This is a genomic window from Chlamydia poikilotherma, from assembly GCF_900239975.1.
GTDB classification, from domain to species: domain Bacteria; phylum Chlamydiota; class Chlamydiia; order Chlamydiales; family Chlamydiaceae; genus Chlamydia; species Chlamydia poikilotherma.
Genome location: NZ_LS992154.1, coordinates 548,009 through 567,564 on the forward strand (window position 1 = coordinate 548,009; position 19,556 = coordinate 567,564).

Genomic DNA, 19,556 nt, shown 5'->3' on the forward strand with positions numbered 1-19,556 from the left:
GAAAAACTTGTTTATTGAAGTAAGCACAAAAATAAGGACTAGGATGTTTTTTAACAAGATCTTACTATCTTGAATATTTACAGTGCTTCTAAAGATACTTATGTTTTTATAGTCAAAAAAATTTAAAAATAGAAAAATTTTATTTCAAGTTTAATATGGATTTCTTCCAGAAAATGCTCTGGCAAGCGTGCCCGAGTCTATATAATCAAAAGACAACCCTATAGGCAAGCCTAAAGCTAAACGAGAAATGGAAACTGAAAAATCAGCAAGTTCTTGTTTTAAAAAAAGAGCGGTAGCGTCTCCTTCTAGAGTGGCATCTAGGGCTATAATAATTTCTTTTGGTTTTAAAAACTCTATACGCTGTTTTAATAAATTCATTCTTGCTTTATCGATACTCTTTCCTGTTATTGGAGATAATAACGCTCCCAAGACGTAATAATGACCTTTGAAAATTTGAGAACGTTCTAAAGAAAAAATATCTTTAGGAGTTGCTACGATGCATAACTTAGAGGTGTCTCGGTTGGTTTGACAAAACTCACAATTGCTATCTGGAAAATTCTTTAAGGAAAAACAGGTGGAACAGTGACTTCGTGCTGAAGACACTTCATAAAAAGCTTGACTCATAGCCTCTAATTGATCTTGATCCCAGTCCAATAATTCAAAGGCTAATTTTTCTGCTGTCTTAAATCCTATTCCTGGAAGTTTCCTAAGAAAAGAGATCAATTTGGATAAATAATCTGGGTACTTTAACATTTTAGAACTATCTATATTTTTTGTTTTTTCTCAGGACTTCAGAACAGACTTAAATACCTAAAATAAAAGTTAGGGTATAAACTCTTTGAATAGTATACTAGCTTTTTTCTTTATTTATGGTCGTGTGTGAAAAAAACAAGAAAGGCATCTATCTGGGCTACGGGTTCTTATCTACCCGAAAAAATCCTATCTAATTCTGATCTTGAACAGATGGTAGATACTTCTGATGAATGGATAGTAACAAGGACCGGAATCAAAGAAAGACGTATTGCTGCAGTTGGTGAATATACATCGATTATGGGAGCTAAAGCAGCAGAGAAAGCAATCCAGAAAGCTGGCCTCACAAAAGACCAAATAGAATGCATTATTTTTTCCACCTCAGCTCCCGATCATATTTTCCCATCTAGTGCGGCTTTAGCTCAAGCTTATTTGGGGGTAAAAGAAATTCCTGCATTTGATTGTATGGCTGCTTGTACTGGTTATTTATACGGCTTATCAGTGGCTAAAGCCTTTATTGAATCGGGAATGTACAACAACGTTTTACTTATTGCAGCAGATAAACTTTCTTCTTTTGTAAATTATGAAGATAGAAATACTTGTGTGCTTTTTGGTGATGGGGGTTCTGCCTGTGTTATTGGAGAAAGTCGTCCAGGAGCTTTAGAAATCACTAATGTGAATTTAGGAGCTGACGGAAGTGTAGCGGATTTATTAAGTTTACCTGCTGGGGGTAGCCGTATTCCTGCTTCTATAGAGACTGTAACAGAAGGTAAGCATTTTATTGCTATGGAAGGCAAAGAAGTGTTTAAGCATGCAGTAAGACGGATGGAATTTGCAGCCAAAGCATGTATTGCTGAGGCAGGTCTAGGGGAAGATGATATAGACTGGTTAGTTCCACATCAAGCTAATGAAAGAATTATCGATGCTATAGCTAAGCGTTTCAAAATAGATGATGCTAAGGTGTTTAAAACTTTATCCAGGTATGGGAATACGGCAGCCTCTTCTGTATGCATAGCTCTAGATGAATTGTTGCAATCGCATGTAATTAATTCTGGGGAATATCTGCTTCTAGTTGCTTTTGGAGGTGGATTATCTTGGGGGGCGGTTGTTTTACAACAGGTAGAAGGTTAATTCATGACAAGAAAAATAGGATTCTTATTTCCCGGCCAAGGTAGTCAATATGTTGGTATGGGTAAAGATTTGGTGGAACATTATCCAGAGGCTGCTGAAATATTTGCTTTGGCTGATGAGACATTAGGTTTTTCTTTGTCTTCAATTATGTTTGATGGACCTGAAGAAAAATTACTTGAAACAGCTTACAGTCAATTATCTATATATTTACATAGTTTAGCTATAGTAAAAATTTTAGCTTCAAGAACTTCTATAATACCTACTGTAGTTTCTGGATTAAGTTTAGGAGAATATAGCGCTCTAGTTGCCTCTGGACGTATTTCTCTAATTGATGGTTTTAATGTCATTAGTAAACGTGCCCAGTTTATGAATCAAGCTTGTAAACAAAGCCCTGGAGCTATGGCAGCGATCCTTGGATTGACTGCAGATATTGTTGAGCAAAATCTAGAAAGCTTGGGAGAGGGTATTTGGATTGCTAACTATAATGCTCCTAAACAGCTTGTGATTGCTGGGTTACGAGAAAAAATAGAAGAGGCCATTACATTATTTACGGATTTAGGAGCAAAAAGAGCAATTTTTTTAAAAGTATCAGGTGCTTTTCATACGCCGTTAATGCAGACAGCAGAAGACGAATTGGCTCCTTATTTGTATAATTTAGATATGAATAGTTCTGAAGTGCCTTTCGTATCTAATGTGGTGGCAAATTTTTTAACGAATAACGATGAAATTCGTCAGTGTTTAGTGAAGCAGATGACTTCTCCTACATTATGGTATCAAAGTTGTTCTAAGATAGATTTAGAAGTTGATGAATTTTTAGAAATAGGCCCGGGCAAGGTTCTTGCAGGCTTAAATCGTTCTATAGGGTTAAACAAACCCATTAAAAGTTTAGGCACAGTAGAAAGCATCAATAATTTTTTAGCGGAGCTATAGATATATGAATAATGTATTGTTGGGGAAAAAAGCGATCGTTACAGGAGGATCTAGAGGTATAGGATTTGCCATAGCCAAGCTTTTTGTTCAGCAAGGTGCTGATGTTGAAATATGGGGAATAAATGTTGAAGGTGGTAAGCAAGCCGCTGAAGAATTATCTGGAATAGGAAAACCAGTAACCTTTGCCAAGGTTGATGTTAGTAATAATCAGTCTGTAAAAGATGCTGTTCAGAGTTTTATTGGAGCACATGGTACTATTGATATTTTAGTAAATAATGCAGGGATTACTCGAGATAATCTTTTAATGCGTATGTCTGAAGAAGAGTGGTCCGCTGTTATCAATACGAATTTAAATTCCCTATACTACGTGTGTTCAAGTGTAATTCGTCCTATGATTAAAGCTCGTTCTGGATCCATAATCAATATTAGTTCTGTTGTTGGTTTAATGGGTAGTCCGGGACAAACTAACTATGCAGCTGCAAAAGCAGGTATTATAGGATTTAGTAGAGCTTTAGCTAAGGAAGTTGCTGCGAGAAATATTCGAGTGAACTGTATAGCTCCAGGATGTATTGATACCGACATGACTAAAGTGTTAAATGATAATTTAAAAACAGAATGGTTAAAAAATGTTCCTATGGGGAGAATGGGTTTCCCAGAAGAAATTGCTAATGTTGCACTATTTCTCGCTTCACCCTTATCTTCTTATATCACTTCTCAGGTAGTGAGTGTTGATGGAGGCATGACACACTAACATAGATTACAAACGATCTAGATTGAAAAATTGGATTTTTGTGATACTAGATGTTCTTCTCTTTTTCAGGAATTTTTAGATAATTGTGTAGATAAAACATAAGGATATAGCAATGAGTTTAGAAGATGATGTAAAGTCAATTATTGTTGAGCAGCTTGGCGTAGATGCAAATGAAGTAAGTGAAAGTTCTTCATTTATTGAAGATCTTAATGCTGATAGTTTAGACTTAACAGAGTTGATAATGACTTTGGAAGAAAAGTTTAACTTTGAAATTTCAGAGCAAGATGCAGAGAAATTACGTACTGTAGGTGACGTCATTATGTATATTAAGACACGTCAGGGTTAGTAATTTTATACAAACCTTTTGGGGTGCGTTGGTACCTTAGTGCATCATCTTTTCACTAAAATAGCGCACCATTTCATTTTATTTTTTTCAGTTTATTCTTATTTTTTAAGTTGTATTTTTAGATGTGCTTCTATGATGAAGGATGTCTAAAAGTGATTTGCTTTGCGTAGAGTTCTAGAAGTGACAGGGCAACAGAGGGGCATTCTTCAACAATACTAAGAAACTGTCCTTTGCTTAAGATTAGCGTGCGTACTTGAGTTATAGCTTCGGCGTTATATTCTCGAAGTTTATTACTAAATAAACTTTCCTCCCCAAAACAATCCTGTGACGAAATCGTAACCGATAAAGAGGAGTTGTTATCAGTAATTTTAACATAACCTTCTACTATAATATACAAGCTGAAGCTGGGTTCTTCTGTTGAGAAGATCTTTACCCCGGGTTTGAAAATCATAATCTCTGTTTTATCTGAAATAGCGAGGAGAACATCCATATCTAAAGAATTAAAAATAGGATTCTTCTTTAGAAGGAAGGCGCGGTCAATTAGATTCATTAAGAGACTCCTGGCTAAATAGTGAAGAAGGGAACTAGACTGTCAGAGTCGTCTTTATTATGATGATCATACTCTTCATCTAAAGTTGAATAAGGTGGTGCTGGTTGAAAATCAGCATCACAGTTTGCTAATTCTTCCTTTAACTGTCTTGATGTAAGTTTGCTTAAATACGAAGGAGAGTTTTCCATCATATTCAATAATTCTTTTAAAGTTAAAGGAATAACCCCGCATTTGAGGTAGTATTTTTCACTGCGCTTTCCTGTATCGTTAATAAATGGATCAAGTAGAGAAAATAGATAATCTTCACAGTTTTTCTCTAGAGATTCTAAAGCTTGAGCCTTTGCCTTTTTATTTTTCCCTGTTAGTGCTCTTATAAGAATATCAGAATGTTCTACAGATCCTAAAATACCTAAAAATTCAAACATAAAGTTAACTTCTGATTGGTAATTAGATTCTAAAGTATTAACTAATAGGTTGAGATTGTATTTTGGATAGGATTTTTGAATATAATTTTTATGATAATCATAAAAAATTGCTTTAAGAGCTTTAGATTTTACAATTTTATAAGCATTTTTTTTGAATAGCTTATTGTCAATTTTGCAGAGAGCTTTTGCGGCAAGAATTCGACAGCGATTATGTGTGCTATTATCAGAAAGGATCTGAAGAAATGAGTTTGCTGTCTCTTTAGGAAGTTCTATGATTATGGCCTCAGCATATTTTCTTGAGGCGCTTTTTAATAAAGATGAGGTGATAAGGAAGTCTTTTACTAGGGAAGCATCTAAGATTACTCCAATTGTTTTTAGTAAATAATAACAGGCCTCATCGTTATGCACATTCTGTTTTAAGACTTGTATCAATTTTTTACAGTAGGGTTTATGAGTAGCCTTTACAGATGCTTGTAGCGCTTTGCATATTTGAATGAAAATTTCATTACCCACGTTATCTAGAAACTCAATTAAAATTGGGAAATTATCAGGATTTCTTTCTAGAGTTAAAATGGAAAGACCAATGGATACTGTTTGAGGATCCATAGAATTGAGAAGTTCTTTAAGTCTTGAATCTGCAATATCACGATATTGCCCACTAATTTCTTGCCGGCGTACGGTAAGAATCGCAGCCAGAAGTCTATCCCCCGGTTCATCATAAAGATCTTCGGAAATATCAGATATTCGCAATAGATCATGTTCCGCAAAATAGAGGTGGATTCCTATGGCTATTGAAGGGTGTGGAGTGGTCGATGACCAGCGTTTCAGGAGTTCCAGAGTAAGAAAATCTTTTGCCCATAGACTATTCTTTAACATTTCCATAGTCTTTAGCTTGCTAGGCAAGCTTAGCTTATTCATATGAGCTAGTAGGCTAGGAAGGACACTGCGGCTTCCTAAATTTAATAAATGTTGAAAAGCAAATATCTGATGCCGTTCATGTTGATGCTTGAGATGTGTAAGTAATAAGAGTTCGATTTGTCTTCTCTCTTTTGAAGTCATGGCTTTTATCCATTCCAACATTGTCTTTTTTAAATGGATGGCTTGAGAAGAGAGATTTCTTAGAATAGCCCGTGCATAATATGAACGTAATAAATAGGCGAGAACTACTGTAATCAAAGATATAGTTAGACAAACTGTGTATTGATAAGAAATAGCGAAACACACCAGAGCCCATACAAACATGCCTATAGGTTCAATAAAGCATTCTATCGCGATTCTAATTTGATTTCGTATACTATTTGGAACACCGTAAATCAATAATTGTAGGTTGTTATCATCTAGTGCGTAGGTAAGTCCTTCTCGAGCCACCATACCAATAGTTGCAATTGCAATTGATGTTTTGAAAGACCAGCAAAGGAATAGATTGGTGAAACATAGGGGGGCGAATAAGATGATATTATTCACGCCTATGTTTTTTACTATCCTACTATAGGCAAACAGAGCGAAACACATGTTGGTTAGAGAAATCCAGGAGGACCACTTAGTTATATGTGCTGTAAGTTCGTATGTATTTCCATTTGCAAAGTGAGTTTCAAAAATTTTTAGGTAATTGAATTCTGTTGCAATAGCAAGTAGCTGCATTAGGAAATAAAAACATAGTAGATAAAAAGTATAGCTATCCTTCAGACAGAGTTTAAAAGCTTTGGATACAGATGGGGGGTGACCAGTATCTAAGAAGTGATCATGATCTTCTGATAACTCCTTCAAAGATTTAGATACATAGTGCACTAGTGGGTAGCAACTTAATAGAATCACTATGAAGAGTATCAGAATCGTTTCTATACCTATATATTGGATACGATTGACAATTCCGGAACCGATAGCATCTCCTAGGAATATGATGGCATTGAATATACTGAAATGTCTTTTAGCATCTTGAAGATTAAAGAATTGATCTACAAATCCCCAAAAATTTGTATATGCCAATATAATCAAGCTCCAAGAGAGCATGCGATAAACAAGTAGAGGTGTTGAAGGAATTTCATTGCATGTTGTTGCGTAACAAAAGAGATAGAGGTTACATACAATTATGCTGGTTATAGGTAGTAAAAATAATGTTTTAGGTGAAACTCTTTTTTTGAATAAATTATAAAGAATTAGTGAGGATAGAAGACATAAAATGGAAGATGAACCCAAGTAAATGGAGGGTAGACCTTCAGTTCCCACATTTTCAAGAAAAAGCCCTTCGCTTAATGCAAGGGACCCGTAGCATCCTATTCCCCAGATTAAGCCTAAAACCAGGAATAGAAGCGCTCTTCTCTCTTCTCCATGATGCAAATTCAATAGCAGACGAAGGGCTTTTTGCATAACAAACCCACCTAAGAAAATAATATATTAACTGATGAAATCAATTAATTTCAAGGTGAGTTGAGAGATTAAACAAAGAATAAATTTAATATAATTTATTTTTTAATTTCCCGCAGGTCCAGTTTCAATAGGTAAGGGTTTATGGTGTCGAATTAGCGTTACGCATAATACGCTAATTAGGCAGATTACCGCGACTATCGAAGCGCTAACAATAGCCCATACAGTGTTTGCTGTATTAACTAAAATAGCTGCGGCTTGAGGTAATATACCTGCAAGGCCTAAAGAGGCTAAAACAATAATGATAATGGCGACTAAAGAGATGGCTAAAAGAAACGAGGCTAAGGCCATAGGACCGCTGCAAACACCTGTTGGGGTAGATAACCCCTGCATTCTTGTTTTCATTGCAGTAACTTCGGTTCTTAATTCGGACACTGTTGCTGAGGTAGTTGCCATATGAGACTGCATGATACGCATTAGATAACTCTGATCTATAGCAGGTCCTGTAGGATGTTGTGGCCAGCCACCTAAAGGATGTTGTTGTATCCCGGCTAGAGCCGTTTGAAGATTAGATAACTGCGTTGCAAGATCACCCGGATTTAATAAAGAAGATGAGAGTGCGGTGGGATCGGACGGATTTAAATCATTTCTTACAGAGGTCATAACGCTTAGTTTCTCCTAAATATTCTTTTATAATAATTAAGATCCTATTTGAGAATTATTGATCATATAGATTGCAGGTTTGCTTCTTAATAAAGAGCTGATAGACAGTGAGCAGAGAATCATGAGTGAAACTGCGGCACATGAAATAATAGGTAGAGATATACAAGCGCCAACTGTGTACATGTTAAGTAGAGAAATGAATACTGGAAAACCACCGCAAACAGCAACGATACAAATAATAAGTATAGCGATAGCAATTAAAGCTAAAATTGTTAACGCTAAGGCCATAAGTTTAGAGCAGGTAGAAGGGGGTGTGCGTCCTATTATGTAACTGGTGCCTTCTGAACGAGGCGTAGCTCCGGGGATTCCTGAAAAGCCTGGTTGAGTTAACAAGCCTGTAACTGCAGTTAGGCATTCTTTTAGCTTGTCAACCTCATCTCTTAAAAGAAATAGATCTGTCGCCACGTTATTACCCGTAGTAAGGGCTAGGGAAGAAACTCTATCCATTTGGTTGATTTTGCTTTCAATGCCTTCTACTTTCCTGTTTAAATCATTTATTTTTCCATTGAAGCTCAGCAAAACTCTATCTAGTGAACCCTCTTGATTTTGTGCTTGATTTGGTGAAGATACTGATGTTGTTGACATATGCTTCCTTAATTGTCTTGAGAAAAATAATAAAACTTAAGATAGGATATCTTAAGGAAGAGAATATATCAAGATCTAACCTTTTAATTTTCTAAGTTATAGAAAGAAAAGCGTTTGGAAATTTTTTTATTTAATGACCATAAAATAATTAATCCAATAGACCACTGTAAAATCAAACTAGAAAGACTGTATATTGATATAGGATTCCACCAGTACCCATCTTCAGGGAAAAGCCCTTCGTAAAAATACCATAAAAGTAAAACTATTCCTTCAATAGGAAGTAAATACTTTACCATAGAGTCAAATGTTTTATTGAGATGAATATCTCCTGGAACTGCGTTAATGATCTTCTTTTTTAAATGTGTGAGCCCGTAACTGATTGCGGCGTAGATAAAAATAAGACCGTTAATAATTAATCCAATGCCCCAAACAGTATCTTGGTTTGCAAATACAGCAAGACTTAAAGATGAAGGCACACCAAGAATAAAAGCTATGATTGTCGCTGAAGATTCCGCTACATGTTTTTTTATTCCAAATTCCGAAAGAGTTTGTGATAACAAAAATAACATTGAAATCATTGATGAGAGGGCTGCCATAGCAAAGGCAAGAAAGAATATAGAACTAAAAATGGCCGGTAAGTATGTAGATCCGGGAATTCTTGTAAATAGTTCTGGTAGATAGATAAAAGCTATGCCTATGCTTGAAGATCCCGCGCCTTGTTGTAATTGTGTGGTCCCTAAAATATCTAAAGAAGAGCATGTGGCAAATACAATAATTCCCATAATTAGGGAAACCAAGTTATTCGATATAGCAGTAAGAGCTCCATTGCTAACGACGCCAGTTTTCTTTGAAGCAAATCCAGAATATACTAGGAGCAATCCCCATCCAGCTCCTGTATCCCAAGCGTTTTGTGTTAGAGCTTCTAACCATAACTTATAACTAGAAAGAGAGGCGAAATCAAAAGTAAAAAGTTGTTTGATTCCTTGAACGGCGTTAGGAAGAGTCACTGCTCTAAGGAGTAGTACCAGAGTACAGACAAAGAATGAGGGGATAAGAATTTTATTACATTTCTCAATACCCTGTACAATACCTTTACGAATAATCATATAGGCTAAAAATAGAGATAAGAAATGAAATAGTAGTGGGAAAGAGCTTTGATAATGAGTTTCCCATAATTGGGAAAAATTATTTCCAGAGTAAATTTTCCCAGAAATTGAGTAGTAAAAATAGCTCAGACCCCATCCAACGATATTAGAGTAGTAGGCTAAAATACACGTTGTTACTAAAGTAACAAATCCTCCTAACCATGCGTATTTAGGCCCCGCTGTTTTAATTAAGGTGCCTATAGGGGCTTTTTTAGTTAATTTCCCTAGAGAAAGCTCTATAATAATCAGTGGAATTGACCAGATAAATAGGAATAGAAGCCAAATCAAAATAAAGGCCCCACTACCATTTTGTGCTGCAATTCTAGGGAAACGCCAGATATTTCCAGCACCAACAGCTATTCCCATCATAGAGAAAATAAAACCTAGTCTTGAAGAGAATTGTGTCTGATTTTTGTTCATTATATTTACTCTAGTTCAACAAATTTATCTGAAAAGTGCTTGTCTGTCACACTAACAACGCAGCAATCGGACCATACATTTAATGATGTTTCGATCATGTCTAATATAGTGTAGAAGGGAAGAATTAATCCCAATAAATGTAGCGGGATATGCATCGAAGTGATCAAAGAAGATGCAAGAAAGAAGCATCCCATAGGCACTCCGGCATTGCCAATCGCACATAACGTTGCAATGAATATCCAACCAATCATCGAAAATAAAGAAAAACTAAGGCCGTTAGATATTCCTACAAAGAGCACCGTAATTAAAATAAAGGCGGCACAACCGTTCATATTGATAACAGAACATAGAGGGAAGGCTAGTCTTGATAACGAGGGTTTAATTTTCAGTTCCTCTTCAGCTAATTCCATCGTTAGAGGGAGAGTGGAGGCTGAAGATTTTGAAAAAAATGCTGTAACTAATGCCGGAGACATTTTCCTGACAATTTTCAAGGGTGAAAGCTTATTTGCTTTCAAAAGCCATGGCAAAACAATAAACCCTTGGATTAGATTGGCTCCCACTACGCAAAGAAGGTACTTGCTAAAGATAACTAAGTTTCCTTGACTTTGTGTGACTTCCTTATAGAAGAGAATAGAGAAAGCCAGTGTGGCCGGAGCGAGTAATTTAAGAACGCCTTTAGCAATATTCAAAAGTATAGAAAAGAATGTTGAAAATAGGGTCTGAGTAAAATCTTTTTGTTTTTCAGGAAGAAATAGGGAGGCAATTCCTAGTAAAGCAGCTAAAAATGTAGCTGAGATAACATTATTATCTATAAATGGCTCTAGAATATTCCCAGGAATAGTATTTGACAATACTTGAAGATATCCGGTTGAACATGCGGTTGAAGATGTTTCTAAATTCCCTTCTAAAGGCATAACAGGATAGATAATAATAAATAATCCTAGGCCAATTGTGGCAGCTATAATTGTAGTGAGTAGTGTATAGTATAGTATTTTTCTTCCCAGAGACAACATTATCTGAAAATTTTTAATTGATGTAATCGTTGCTCCGATAGCAAAAAATACTAGAGGAAGACTTAAAAACCTTAACAGTTTTAAAAAAATTCCTGATATAATTTCTGCACTTTGAAAAATTAAGGGGGAATTAAGGGAGGCTAGAACCAGCCCTATTAACATGCTTCCCAGTAGTAGGAGATTATAATTCGATTTTGCGATTTTCTTTCTCATGAATGGCACTAAAAAATTTTAATAAAAACGTAATGAGAGTATAGTGGTTCGAGAATTTCTTTTCTTTGAAATTGAAATAAAATAAAACTTTTTAAAAGTGTAACATGTCTTGTTTTAATTTGCCCACAGTTAATGAAAAATTAATGCCCGTTAGATCTAGTAATTTTCCAGATCAAGAAGAATGGGAGAATACTTTCCAGACAAAGATCACGAAGAATTCGGGCACTCATTTGAATCTAGAAAAGTATCAAGCAAATCGTCAAATACGTGTTGCTTTATTGGCACTATCTGTGTTGATAACTTTAGTTTTGTTGGCCATGCTTCTTGGTACCCTACAATTCCAAGCGTTTGTCATGACCTGGGTCTCAGTTGTGGTGGCAGTGGCTATTCCAACTATTTTATTGACCGGTGGAATGTACATTTTACATAGAATTAGCAAAAAGGTGGATATTTTATCGGGCTCAGTAATTAAACCTTTTGGGAATAGAATCTGGGCTTCTATGCCCATATGTTACTATTCTACACCTAAGGCGGATGAAAAGGAAAATATTCAAGAGATAGTTCAGGAAAACCATATAGATTTATCTACTTTAGATGCAACTAACTCTGGTGTGGCATTAGTGTATTATTATCAAGATGGTGTGGATTATAGAATTACAACTTTTGTTTTCCCTATACTTGCCACACCCTCTCTTGTTCTTATTAAGATGATCTATAACTTAATTAGATTTATTGTGATTCCTTTCCACATACTGTTGCAAATGGTTATCCAATACTTTTCTAAGAAGGATATTTCGATAGAAGACCGTTTTATTTTAAAAGATATTGTTAGAGAAATGGGACGATCTTTGGTTAATATGTTTAAGGCTCCTTTTTATGGCACAGCTTCAATGATGACAGTCTTTTATGGATTACTTAATCCTTTAGGCGGTCGTGTTGCCTATGCATGTGTAGAAAGGGACTGGAATGATGACGTCATACGTTCTCGTGGGTTGTGGTTAGCTAATCCTCAACGCAACTTTAAATTCGAAGGTGGTGGTACACGCCAAGGATTGGGACAATTTAGTCACTACTTAATTGGATGTTTCCAGCCGATTTGTATGTTCTTATTTAAGGATGGGCAGATTATTTCAGGATCGCATATATCTGCCCAATATTATCCAAATGCGCACCTTCCTGTTTATCCTGGAATAGCTGTTGTTACTGCTCCAACTCCAGAGGATAGTGAGGATAATAATGAGACGGAGACTAACGCTAGAGACACAAGGTCTTAAAGCGTTGTAAGGATTGGATTTCTTTTAGCATTCTCATGTAAAATATTTTTGATGAAAAACTTAAATAAGCTAAACTAGTTCCAAAGTTTTTCTGTCAGACGCTTTTATATTTAATATCTAAATACATCAGTTTTGAAATTCTTAGCTTTTCGTCTCGGAAAATCTTAAACAATAGTATATTATCTGGGATTGTATCCTGTGTTAGGGGTAGAAATTCAATCTTTTAGAACATCCTCTAGATTATATGAGGAAAAGAATATGACAGTACAGCAGTCACAAGATGGGATCATCCTTACCTTTCATTTCTTCTAAAAATTTCCATAGACAATCCGATGTATTCCATGAATTCGGTTGCTCTGAAGCATTTGTAAATTTTCTTATTTCTGAATTGATAGATTTAGAGGGAAGTTCTGCGATCGGGGAGGGATATTTATCTCTGTCTGAGAGTTTATTAATGCTTACTTGTGATCACGTTGTGATCCTGAAGAAGGTTATCTTCTATGGAATGCATTATGGTATTAATAAGAAGAATTCTCAAATTTTAATTGATACCTTGTCATACATAGACCTTTTATTTAAAAAATTAGGGATAAGTTCTTCAGATAGACTATCTTTATGCTCAGCTAAAATATGTGCGAATTTTGAGTTATTTTCTTTAACTGGGGATACCAGATTTCTTGATCACATTGTTAAAGATTTTCATGTGATGGAGCAGCTATTAAAAATTAATCCTCATTTAGATAATAACTTGGGTTGGCAACATTTTTGTCGGGGTGAAAAACATGAAGAGACTTCTCATTCAGCCACTGCCTATGTATATGAAGTTATAGGAAAAACTTTTTTAACTTTATACTACAAGAATAAAGAAAAGGAAACTCTAATACGAAGTTCCAATTCTTTTTCTAGGGTATTAAATTTGCTTCCACATCGAGCAAGTGCTCATGCGGATTATGCTGAATGCCTACAAATTCTCGGATTAGAGTTTGGAAACTCATCATATTTACAACAAGCTATAGATCACTTATCTAAGGCGATTTTCCTAAGTTTTAATCGTCATATTGATAACTCTGCTTATGAAAATTATCGCTATAGCTATGCTGTGGCTAAGGTAAGACTATTCGACCTTACTTATGAGAAAGAGCATTTTCATCAGGCAAATAGAATATTGTATCAAACTGTTCAAGCTTTTCCTCATATTGCTGAATTATGGGTTTTATGGGGGGAATTATTAATTCGTTCGGGTTGGCTTAACAGTAATATGAAACATATAGAGATGGGGTTAGATAAGTTAGCGTCAGCTCAGAGGAAGGGGGCTGATCCGATTATTCTTTCTGCTTTGTTGGCTAATGGTATAGCTGTATTAGGATTATACTTAGATGAACCAAATTTATTTAGAGAAAGTCGTACACGATTAGTTGCTGCTATGAGAGCTTTCCCAGGAAATCCTCATTTAATTCACGCTTTAGGATTAGTCCAGCTTTGTTCTGCTTTATATTTCAGCGATGATGCCAATTTCGCAGCTTCTGCTTCTTGTTTTAAATCTTGTATTGAATGGGATTCAGAAAATATCAACAGTTGGCAAAAATTATTTGATGTATATTTTGCATGGGGTGTGAGAAAAAAGAATGTAAGATTACTTCAGAAAGCTGTTGAAGTAGTGAAAAGACTATGTTCTTTACGTCCTGAAGTATTTTTATTTTGGAGTGATCGAGGCCTTGCGTTAAAATGTTTAGCTGAGGCAACAACAGATCTTGTTTATAAGGAAATTTATTTAGAAGAGTCTTTATTATATTATCGTAAAGCTTGGGATATTACTCATCGAATGGAGATCTTGGAATTATGGGGACATTCTTGCTATTTGCTGGCCGATCTTCAAGAATCTCAAGATTATTATGACGAGGCGTACACCCTATTATCTAATATAGATGAGGAGAAGCAGTCTTTTAGAGCTAAAATTATTCTTGCTTCTACCCTTTTAGGAAAAGGAAAACTATTGCAAGATGAGGCTCTAGTCGAAGAAGCTTTAATTATTTTAAATTCATTAATCGATGCGTATCCTGATCAAGAGGATTTATTACTCTTATTAGGAGAAGCCTGGTTATTTTTATTCTGGAAGCGACGTTCTTTGGAATCCGAAGAATTAGTTAGGGTATACTTAGAACAGGCGATTGCTTTAGGTTGTAGCGAGGCTTACTATACCCTAGGCAAGTTCTATGCTGTTAAAAAAGAGATTGGCCAGGCTTGGGCTATGGTAATGCGTTCTGTAGATTTTGGTTTCAAAATCACAGAATCACGATGGCTGAATGATCCGTGTTTAGCAAATTTACGGGCTGGACATGCATTTCATGAAGTCGTAGCTAATCAAAGAGGTAAACTATGGTGGGCGAACAAAACAGAGGCGAAGAGAAACTAGATGCGGCTCTTGGTTCAGGAAACTTAATGGATTCGAAAACTAGTCATCTCGATGATGAACTAAGTTTTAAGTTAGAGAAAGCGTTTACCTGTTTGTCTACGGATATACATTCTCATGATCTTTCCAAGATTGTCAGTGAGTATAATCCTATAGATTTAGCCTATGCTGTTTCTTGTCTTCCTCCAGATTCTCGTGCGATTCTTTATAAAAATCTCTCATGTATAGCATCGCGTGTGGCTTTTATTATAAATACAGATTCTGCTTCTCGATGGGCTATTTTTCGTAAATTGACCGACATAGAAGTCTGTGCATTAATTGATCAGATGCCTCCCGATGAAGCTGTATGGGTATTAGATGATATTCCTGATCGACGTTATCGCAGAATATTAGAATTAATAGATTCTAAAAAATCATTAAAAATTCGTGACTTACAGAAACACGGCCGTAATACTGCAGGAAGACTTATGACTAATGAATTTTTCGCATTTTTAATGGAAACTACCGTTAAAGATGTTTCTGCATGTATTAGAAATAATCCTGGGATAGATTTAACTCGACTCGTTTTTGTTTTGGATTTTAAAGGAGAACTTCAAGGTGTTGTTACTGATAGAAGTTTAATAATTAACCCTCCTGAAATTTCTTTAAAACAGATTATGAATCAGGTAGAACATAAAGTTTTGCCTGATGCAACTAGAGAAGAGGTTGTCGATTTAGTAGAACGCTATAAGATAGCTGCTCTCCCTGTTGTTGACGAAGAGAATTTCTTAATAGGTGCTATTACTTATGAAGATGTTGTAGAGGCTATAGAAGACATTGCTGATGAAACAATAGCTCGTATGGCAGGGACTACGGAAGATGTGGGGTATCACAGCTGTCATGTTGTTCAGAGATTTCTACTTAGAGCACCTTGGTTGCTAGTAACTCTCTGTGCGGGGTTGGTGAGTGCCTCAGTAATGGCATACTTTCAAAAAATTGCCCCCTCGTTATTAGCTCTGGTTATTTTCTTTATTCCTTTAATTAATGGGATGTCTGGGAATGTTGGTGTTCAATGTAGTACGATTTTAGTTCGAAGTATGGCTACGGGAACGCTTTCTTTTGGACGTCGTAGAGAAACAATCTTTAAAGAGATGAGCATTGGTTTATTGACAGGAGTTGCCCTTGGGATTCTTTGTGGGATTGTTGTTTATCTTATGGGTTTTATAGGTATGAATCTTTTTTCTGGAGGAGGGTTGCAGTTAGGAGTTACTGTAGCAGCCGGAGTGTTAGGAGCATCGTTAACAGCTACAACTTTAGGAGTTCTTTCACCATTTTTCTTTGTAAAATTAGGAGTGGATCCAGCTTTAGCCTCAGGACCTATAGTTACTGCACTAAATGATATTATGTCGATGGTGATATTCTTTTTAATCACAGGATTTCTGAACTTTTTCTTTTTCAGTTAATAATCCTTCTCAAATTATTATTTGATCACTTAATTTCATAAAGGTCCTTATTTCTTCTATATTTCACTTACATTCTAAAAAAGATCATCCAGATCTATCTTTAGATACTCAAAGGTACAAGCGATGTGTTTCTAGAGATGTCATTATTATGGTCATCTTTTTTTCTATCATCGCTGTTCTTGCCATTGTAGGTGTAGTACTTGTTGGATCTAATGTTCTTACATCTTTGATCGCGTTACTTTCCTTTGCTTGTATTGCTACATCAGTATCTTTGATAGGTCTAGTTCTAATTTTCATTTTAAATGCAGAAAAAAGAATTTTCCCGAAAATCGTTCTTCCTGATGAGATGGAATTTTCTAATGAGGAACAAACTTTTCTACAAACATTACAAAAATTATCTATTCCTGAGCAGATTAAAGAGAGGGAAATTCCAATATTATCAGAAGGTATTCCTGAGCGTGTGTTTATTAGTGGAACATTTTACCGGGAGAATCCAGAGTATAGGAATAATATTTCTACACGAGTAGAAAGTCTAGGAACATCTCTAATGAATTTTGCTAATACCTTCACTAAAGCTGTCGTACATTGCGGTAAGGAGTCGGGAAACTTAATTCAAGGGATAGTTAAGGAAATTAAGTATCTATTTATTCCTTCAATACATTCTAGGAAAAAAGAGACTTCACTTTGCTATTGTTTACAAATTTGGAGTGAGCTGTTAATGCAGCACTCTTTTGTAGACTTTATTGTTCTTGTTCTTGAAAAACCAGATATTAATCGTTTCTTAATTGAGAATTTTATAGAAATTGCTGAATCTTGGCGTATCAATCACGGAGATCCCGCCTATATTTGTAGAGCCCTACAGTCATTTAATCTTTGGCTTTATGGTTTATATATGGGTGAGCCGTGTATCGATATGCTAGAATCTTATAATCCTGATCTTCTTACTGAAGATGTTCGATCTTATTTAGAAAGTGGCAATTTTGTTCAGCTAATTTTCTCGCGAGCAGAGCCTGATTTACGTGATAAATTTGCTGAGTTTTTGGAAGGATCGATTCAGGCTTTAGCTGCTACAGAATGTCATAAAATTCGTCGCGGGATAAACTCTGATGGATATATACAAAATGATCCTTCGTTACGTTCTGTAATCGATAATCTAAACTTAAGAATGAGCTTTTGCTTGAATTTACCTTCATTTTCTTCTTGGAACTTTAGATTTGCTTTAGCAAGAAATTTAAACGGAATTTTCAATTTAAACGAATTTATTATCGATAACTATTATGACTTAGTTGCTAATCCCTTTCTGCTTATAGAACTTCTTCATAGTCATTCTAAATACCAGAGTTTTATTCAAGGATTACTCATAAAAGCCATGCCTATAAGTCATTGGAAATCTTTATTTAAGCCGATGATTGTAGGCTTATTCAGCGCAGGGATAGCTAATAAAAGAGAGTTAGAAGTAATGGCAAATCACCTAGGAGTAAGTATAGAAGATTTAACTGATGTAATTTCTTCAAACCGTTTTTTAGAAGTCTTATTTTCCAACTTATTCGAAGAATAGTTATTTAAATTCAATTTTGTGTTTTTTGGCAGAGAAGGCTGGGAAACAAGAAAAATATGAAAAAGCAATTCCTCAAAACTTTTTAAGGAATTGCTTCCATGGTTTTATTAAACCTATTTGATTAGTTTCTTATGAGCATAGTAAATACCAAAAGGTATCATGCAGTTTATAGAAAAGGCTAATAGTAGAAAGGCTGAATAACCTATTTTACCAGCTCCTGACAACTGCGTAACCTCTTCAGGAGGTAAAAAGCTAATCCATAAGGCAAATAAACAGGAAAGTATTCCTAGGAACGAAAGTAGACAGATACCAAAAAATTTTCCAGGAACTGAATACAAACGTTGTGCTTTTGGCTCCTTAATACGAAGAACTGGACCTGCAATAAATAAACAAATGTACATAGCTAAATACATTTGTATGCTTAATGCACTAAGAATCCAATAGGCTAGGTCTGCTGAATCTAAGCATAAAAAGATCAAAGTAAACAAAGTAACTACAATTGCTTGAAATAGCATAAGGTTTGTAGGAACGTTTCTTGAGTTTACTTTTTTAAACATTTTAGGAAGACAATCGTTTTGTGTAGAGACAAATAGTCCTTTAGTTCCAGCGAACATCCATGCATTCAGTTCTCCCAAGGATCCGGCAATTGTCATAACAACAACAATACTAGTCATCCAAGAAAGATTATACTTATCAAAGAATAGGGAGAATGCTTTAACAAGACCTGAAACTAGGCTAATTTCTTCTTTAGGAATAACGATAGCTATAGAAAGTGATCCTAAAACTAAGATGGCAAGTGTGGCAATTGCTCCAATAAATACTGCTCTAGGGTAATTTTTTCTAGGATTTACCATATCTGAAGCTAGGTTGGCATTTGCTTCTAATCCACAAAGCGCTAAGAGCATGCCTGCAAGCAATACAAAGGACGACATACCATTAATTTCAGGGAGTAGATCGCCCCAAGAAAGAGAAATGGCTATGGGATTTCCGGAGACGATCCAAAAAATAGCTAGAGCAACTAAAATTGCTCCTGGAATTAAAGTTCCTATAATAACACAGACTGAGCTGAAAAGAGCCGACGTACTAATTCCGAAGAAATTAAAAAAGGTCAGTCCCCAAAATCCAGCAAGGATAACTGTTGCTAAATAGATTTTATTATGGGCTAGATCTGGATTGATTTTATATACAAGTGTACTTGCAATGAAAGCAAGCATCGCAGGATACCAGGTCATATTATGAAACCACTGCATCCATATAGAAAAGAACCCCCACCATTTGCCCAAGGCATCACGAGTCCAGATATAGATTCCTTGAGGTTTAAAAGATGCTAATTCGGCTGAAATAAGCGCGTAGGGGATCATAAAACAGCCCACGGCAAGAGCATAAAAGAAAAGCGTTGATAAGCCGTGTTTTGCTGTTAGGGGCAAGTTCCTTAAACTAATTACTACCGCTAGAGATAACATTCCAACAGTAAACGTGCCCAGGGGTTTTGAGGGTTTTGAATGGGTATGCATAAGAGCCTTCTT

At 35.6% G+C, this 19,556-nt stretch carries 16 protein-coding genes; 8 read left to right on the top strand and 8 right to left on the bottom strand.

Going from position 1 to position 19,556, the window contains the following annotated elements; all coding sequences use genetic code 11:
• Positions 1 to 150: 150 nt before the first annotated feature.
• Positions 151 to 753 (bottom strand): recombination mediator RecR, encoded by a 603-nt coding sequence (gene recR / locus C10C_RS02460; protein WP_117274275.1) that lies wholly within the window; start codon positions 751 to 753, stop codon positions 151 to 153.
• A 126-nt stretch (positions 754 to 879) separates the two neighbouring features.
• Here recR and C10C_RS02465 point away from each other — a divergent pair, with 126 nt between their 5' ends.
• The 4 genes from C10C_RS02465 (at position 880) to acpP (ending at position 3,908) form a co-directional block, all read left to right on the top strand.
• Positions 880 to 1,881, top strand: a complete 1,002-nt coding sequence (locus C10C_RS02465; protein WP_117274276.1) for a beta-ketoacyl-ACP synthase III — start codon at positions 880 to 882, stop codon at positions 1,879 to 1,881.
• 3 nt (positions 1,882 to 1,884) lie between these two features.
• The gene (gene fabD / locus C10C_RS02470) at positions 1,885 to 2,811 is read left to right on the top strand and encodes an ACP S-malonyltransferase (RefSeq protein ID WP_117274277.1); all 927 of its coding nucleotides are present in this window, start codon (positions 1,885 to 1,887) and stop codon (positions 2,809 to 2,811) included.
• 4 nt (positions 2,812 to 2,815) lie between these two features.
• Positions 2,816 to 3,562 (top strand): 3-oxoacyl-ACP reductase FabG, encoded by a 747-nt coding sequence (gene fabG, locus C10C_RS02475; RefSeq protein WP_117274278.1) that lies wholly within the window; start codon positions 2,816 to 2,818, stop codon positions 3,560 to 3,562.
• A 112-nt stretch (positions 3,563 to 3,674) separates the two neighbouring features.
• Positions 3,675 to 3,908, top strand: a complete 234-nt coding sequence (gene acpP, locus C10C_RS02480; protein ID WP_117274279.1) for an acyl carrier protein — start codon at positions 3,675 to 3,677, stop codon at positions 3,906 to 3,908.
• A gap of 130 nt (positions 3,909 to 4,038) precedes the next feature.
• Here acpP and C10C_RS02485 read toward each other — a convergent pair whose 3' ends face one another.
• The 6 genes from C10C_RS02485 to C10C_RS02510 form a co-directional block, all read right to left on the bottom strand.
• On the bottom strand, positions 4,039 to 4,458 hold the full coding sequence (locus tag C10C_RS02485) for a cyclic nucleotide-binding domain-containing protein (RefSeq protein ID WP_117274280.1): 420 nt from the start codon (positions 4,456 to 4,458) through the stop codon (positions 4,039 to 4,041).
• Positions 4,459 to 4,472: 14 nt separating this feature from the next.
• The gene (locus C10C_RS02490; protein ID WP_117274281.1) at positions 4,473 to 7,250 is read right to left on the bottom strand and encodes a hypothetical protein; all 2,778 of its coding nucleotides are present in this window, start codon (positions 7,248 to 7,250) and stop codon (positions 4,473 to 4,475) included.
• Between the two features lie 102 nt (positions 7,251 to 7,352).
• On the bottom strand, positions 7,353 to 7,910 hold the full coding sequence (locus C10C_RS02495; protein ID WP_117274282.1) for a hypothetical protein: 558 nt from the start codon (positions 7,908 to 7,910) through the stop codon (positions 7,353 to 7,355).
• A 36-nt stretch (positions 7,911 to 7,946) separates the two neighbouring features.
• A complete protein-coding gene (incB, locus tag C10C_RS02500) occupies positions 7,947 to 8,555 on the bottom strand; it encodes an inclusion membrane protein IncB (protein ID WP_117274283.1) in 609 nt (202 codons plus the stop codon).
• Positions 8,556 to 8,638: 83 nt separating this feature from the next.
• Positions 8,639 to 10,120, bottom strand: coding sequence for a sodium-dependent transporter (locus C10C_RS02505; protein WP_117274284.1), 1,482 nt, complete (start codon positions 10,118 to 10,120; stop codon positions 8,639 to 8,641).
• Between the two features lie 5 nt (positions 10,121 to 10,125).
• Complete coding sequence (locus tag C10C_RS02510) at positions 10,126 to 11,346, bottom strand: dicarboxylate/amino acid:cation symporter (RefSeq protein WP_117274285.1); 1,221 nt, start codon at positions 11,344 to 11,346, stop codon at positions 10,126 to 10,128.
• Positions 11,347 to 11,450: 104 nt separating this feature from the next.
• On the opposite strand from C10C_RS02510, the gene C10C_RS02515 reads away from it, so the two are divergent.
• The 4 genes from C10C_RS02515 (at position 11,451) to C10C_RS02530 (ending at position 18,030) form a co-directional block, all read left to right on the top strand.
• On the top strand, positions 11,451 to 12,620 hold the full coding sequence (locus C10C_RS02515; RefSeq protein ID WP_117274286.1) for a transmembrane 268 family protein: 1,170 nt from the start codon (positions 11,451 to 11,453) through the stop codon (positions 12,618 to 12,620).
• A gap of 280 nt (positions 12,621 to 12,900) precedes the next feature.
• The gene (locus C10C_RS02520; protein WP_117274287.1) at positions 12,901 to 15,033 is read left to right on the top strand and encodes a tetratricopeptide repeat protein; all 2,133 of its coding nucleotides are present in this window, start codon (positions 12,901 to 12,903) and stop codon (positions 15,031 to 15,033) included.
• A 26-nt stretch (positions 15,034 to 15,059) separates the two neighbouring features.
• The gene (mgtE, locus tag C10C_RS02525; protein ID WP_117274764.1) at positions 15,060 to 16,472 is read left to right on the top strand and encodes a magnesium transporter; all 1,413 of its coding nucleotides are present in this window, start codon (positions 15,060 to 15,062) and stop codon (positions 16,470 to 16,472) included.
• Between the two features lie 148 nt (positions 16,473 to 16,620).
• The gene (locus C10C_RS02530) at positions 16,621 to 18,030 is read left to right on the top strand and encodes a CT214 family putative inclusion membrane protein (protein ID WP_117274288.1); all 1,410 of its coding nucleotides are present in this window, start codon (positions 16,621 to 16,623) and stop codon (positions 18,028 to 18,030) included.
• A 113-nt stretch (positions 18,031 to 18,143) separates the two neighbouring features.
• Here C10C_RS02530 and C10C_RS02535 read toward each other — a convergent pair whose 3' ends face one another.
• Positions 18,144 to 19,544 (bottom strand): amino acid permease, encoded by a 1,401-nt coding sequence (locus C10C_RS02535; RefSeq protein WP_117274289.1) that lies wholly within the window; start codon positions 19,542 to 19,544, stop codon positions 18,144 to 18,146.
• Positions 19,545 to 19,556: the final 12 nt, after the last annotated feature.

Bases quoted from the DNA above. Each gene is read 5' to 3' on its own strand.
- recR (WP_117274275.1), bottom strand. From the start codon at position 753: ATGTTAAAGTACCCAGATTATTTATCCAAATTGATCTCTTTTCTTAGG.
- fabD (WP_117274277.1), top strand. From the start codon at position 1,885: ATGACAAGAAAAATAGGATTCTTATTTCCCGGCCAAGGTAGTCAATAT.
- fabG (WP_117274278.1), top strand. From the start codon at position 2,816: ATGAATAATGTATTGTTGGGGAAAAAAGCGATCGTTACAGGAGGATCT.
- acpP (WP_117274279.1), top strand. From the start codon at position 3,675: ATGAGTTTAGAAGATGATGTAAAGTCAATTATTGTTGAGCAGCTTGGC.
- C10C_RS02485 (WP_117274280.1), bottom strand. From the start codon at position 4,458: ATGAATCTAATTGACCGCGCCTTCCTTCTAAAGAAGAATCCTATTTTT.
- C10C_RS02490 (WP_117274281.1), bottom strand. From the start codon at position 7,250: ATGCAAAAAGCCCTTCGTCTGCTATTGAATTTGCATCATGGAGAAGAG.
- C10C_RS02495 (WP_117274282.1), bottom strand. From the start codon at position 7,910: ATGACCTCTGTAAGAAATGATTTAAATCCGTCCGATCCCACCGCACTC.
- incB (WP_117274283.1), bottom strand. From the start codon at position 8,555: ATGTCAACAACATCAGTATCTTCACCAAATCAAGCACAAAATCAAGAG.
- C10C_RS02505 (WP_117274284.1), bottom strand. From the start codon at position 10,120: ATGAACAAAAATCAGACACAATTCTCTTCAAGACTAGGTTTTATTTTC.
- C10C_RS02510 (WP_117274285.1), bottom strand. From the start codon at position 11,346: ATGAGAAAGAAAATCGCAAAATCGAATTATAATCTCCTACTACTGGGA.
- C10C_RS02515 (WP_117274286.1), top strand. From the start codon at position 11,451: ATGTCTTGTTTTAATTTGCCCACAGTTAATGAAAAATTAATGCCCGTT.
- C10C_RS02520 (WP_117274287.1), top strand. From the start codon at position 12,901: ATGGGATCATCCTTACCTTTCATTTCTTCTAAAAATTTCCATAGACAA.
- mgtE (WP_117274764.1), top strand. From the start codon at position 15,060: ATGGATTCGAAAACTAGTCATCTCGATGATGAACTAAGTTTTAAGTTA.
- C10C_RS02530 (WP_117274288.1), top strand. From the start codon at position 16,621: ATGGTCATCTTTTTTTCTATCATCGCTGTTCTTGCCATTGTAGGTGTA.
- C10C_RS02535 (WP_117274289.1), bottom strand. From the start codon at position 19,544: ATGCATACCCATTCAAAACCCTCAAAACCCCTGGGCACGTTTACTGTT.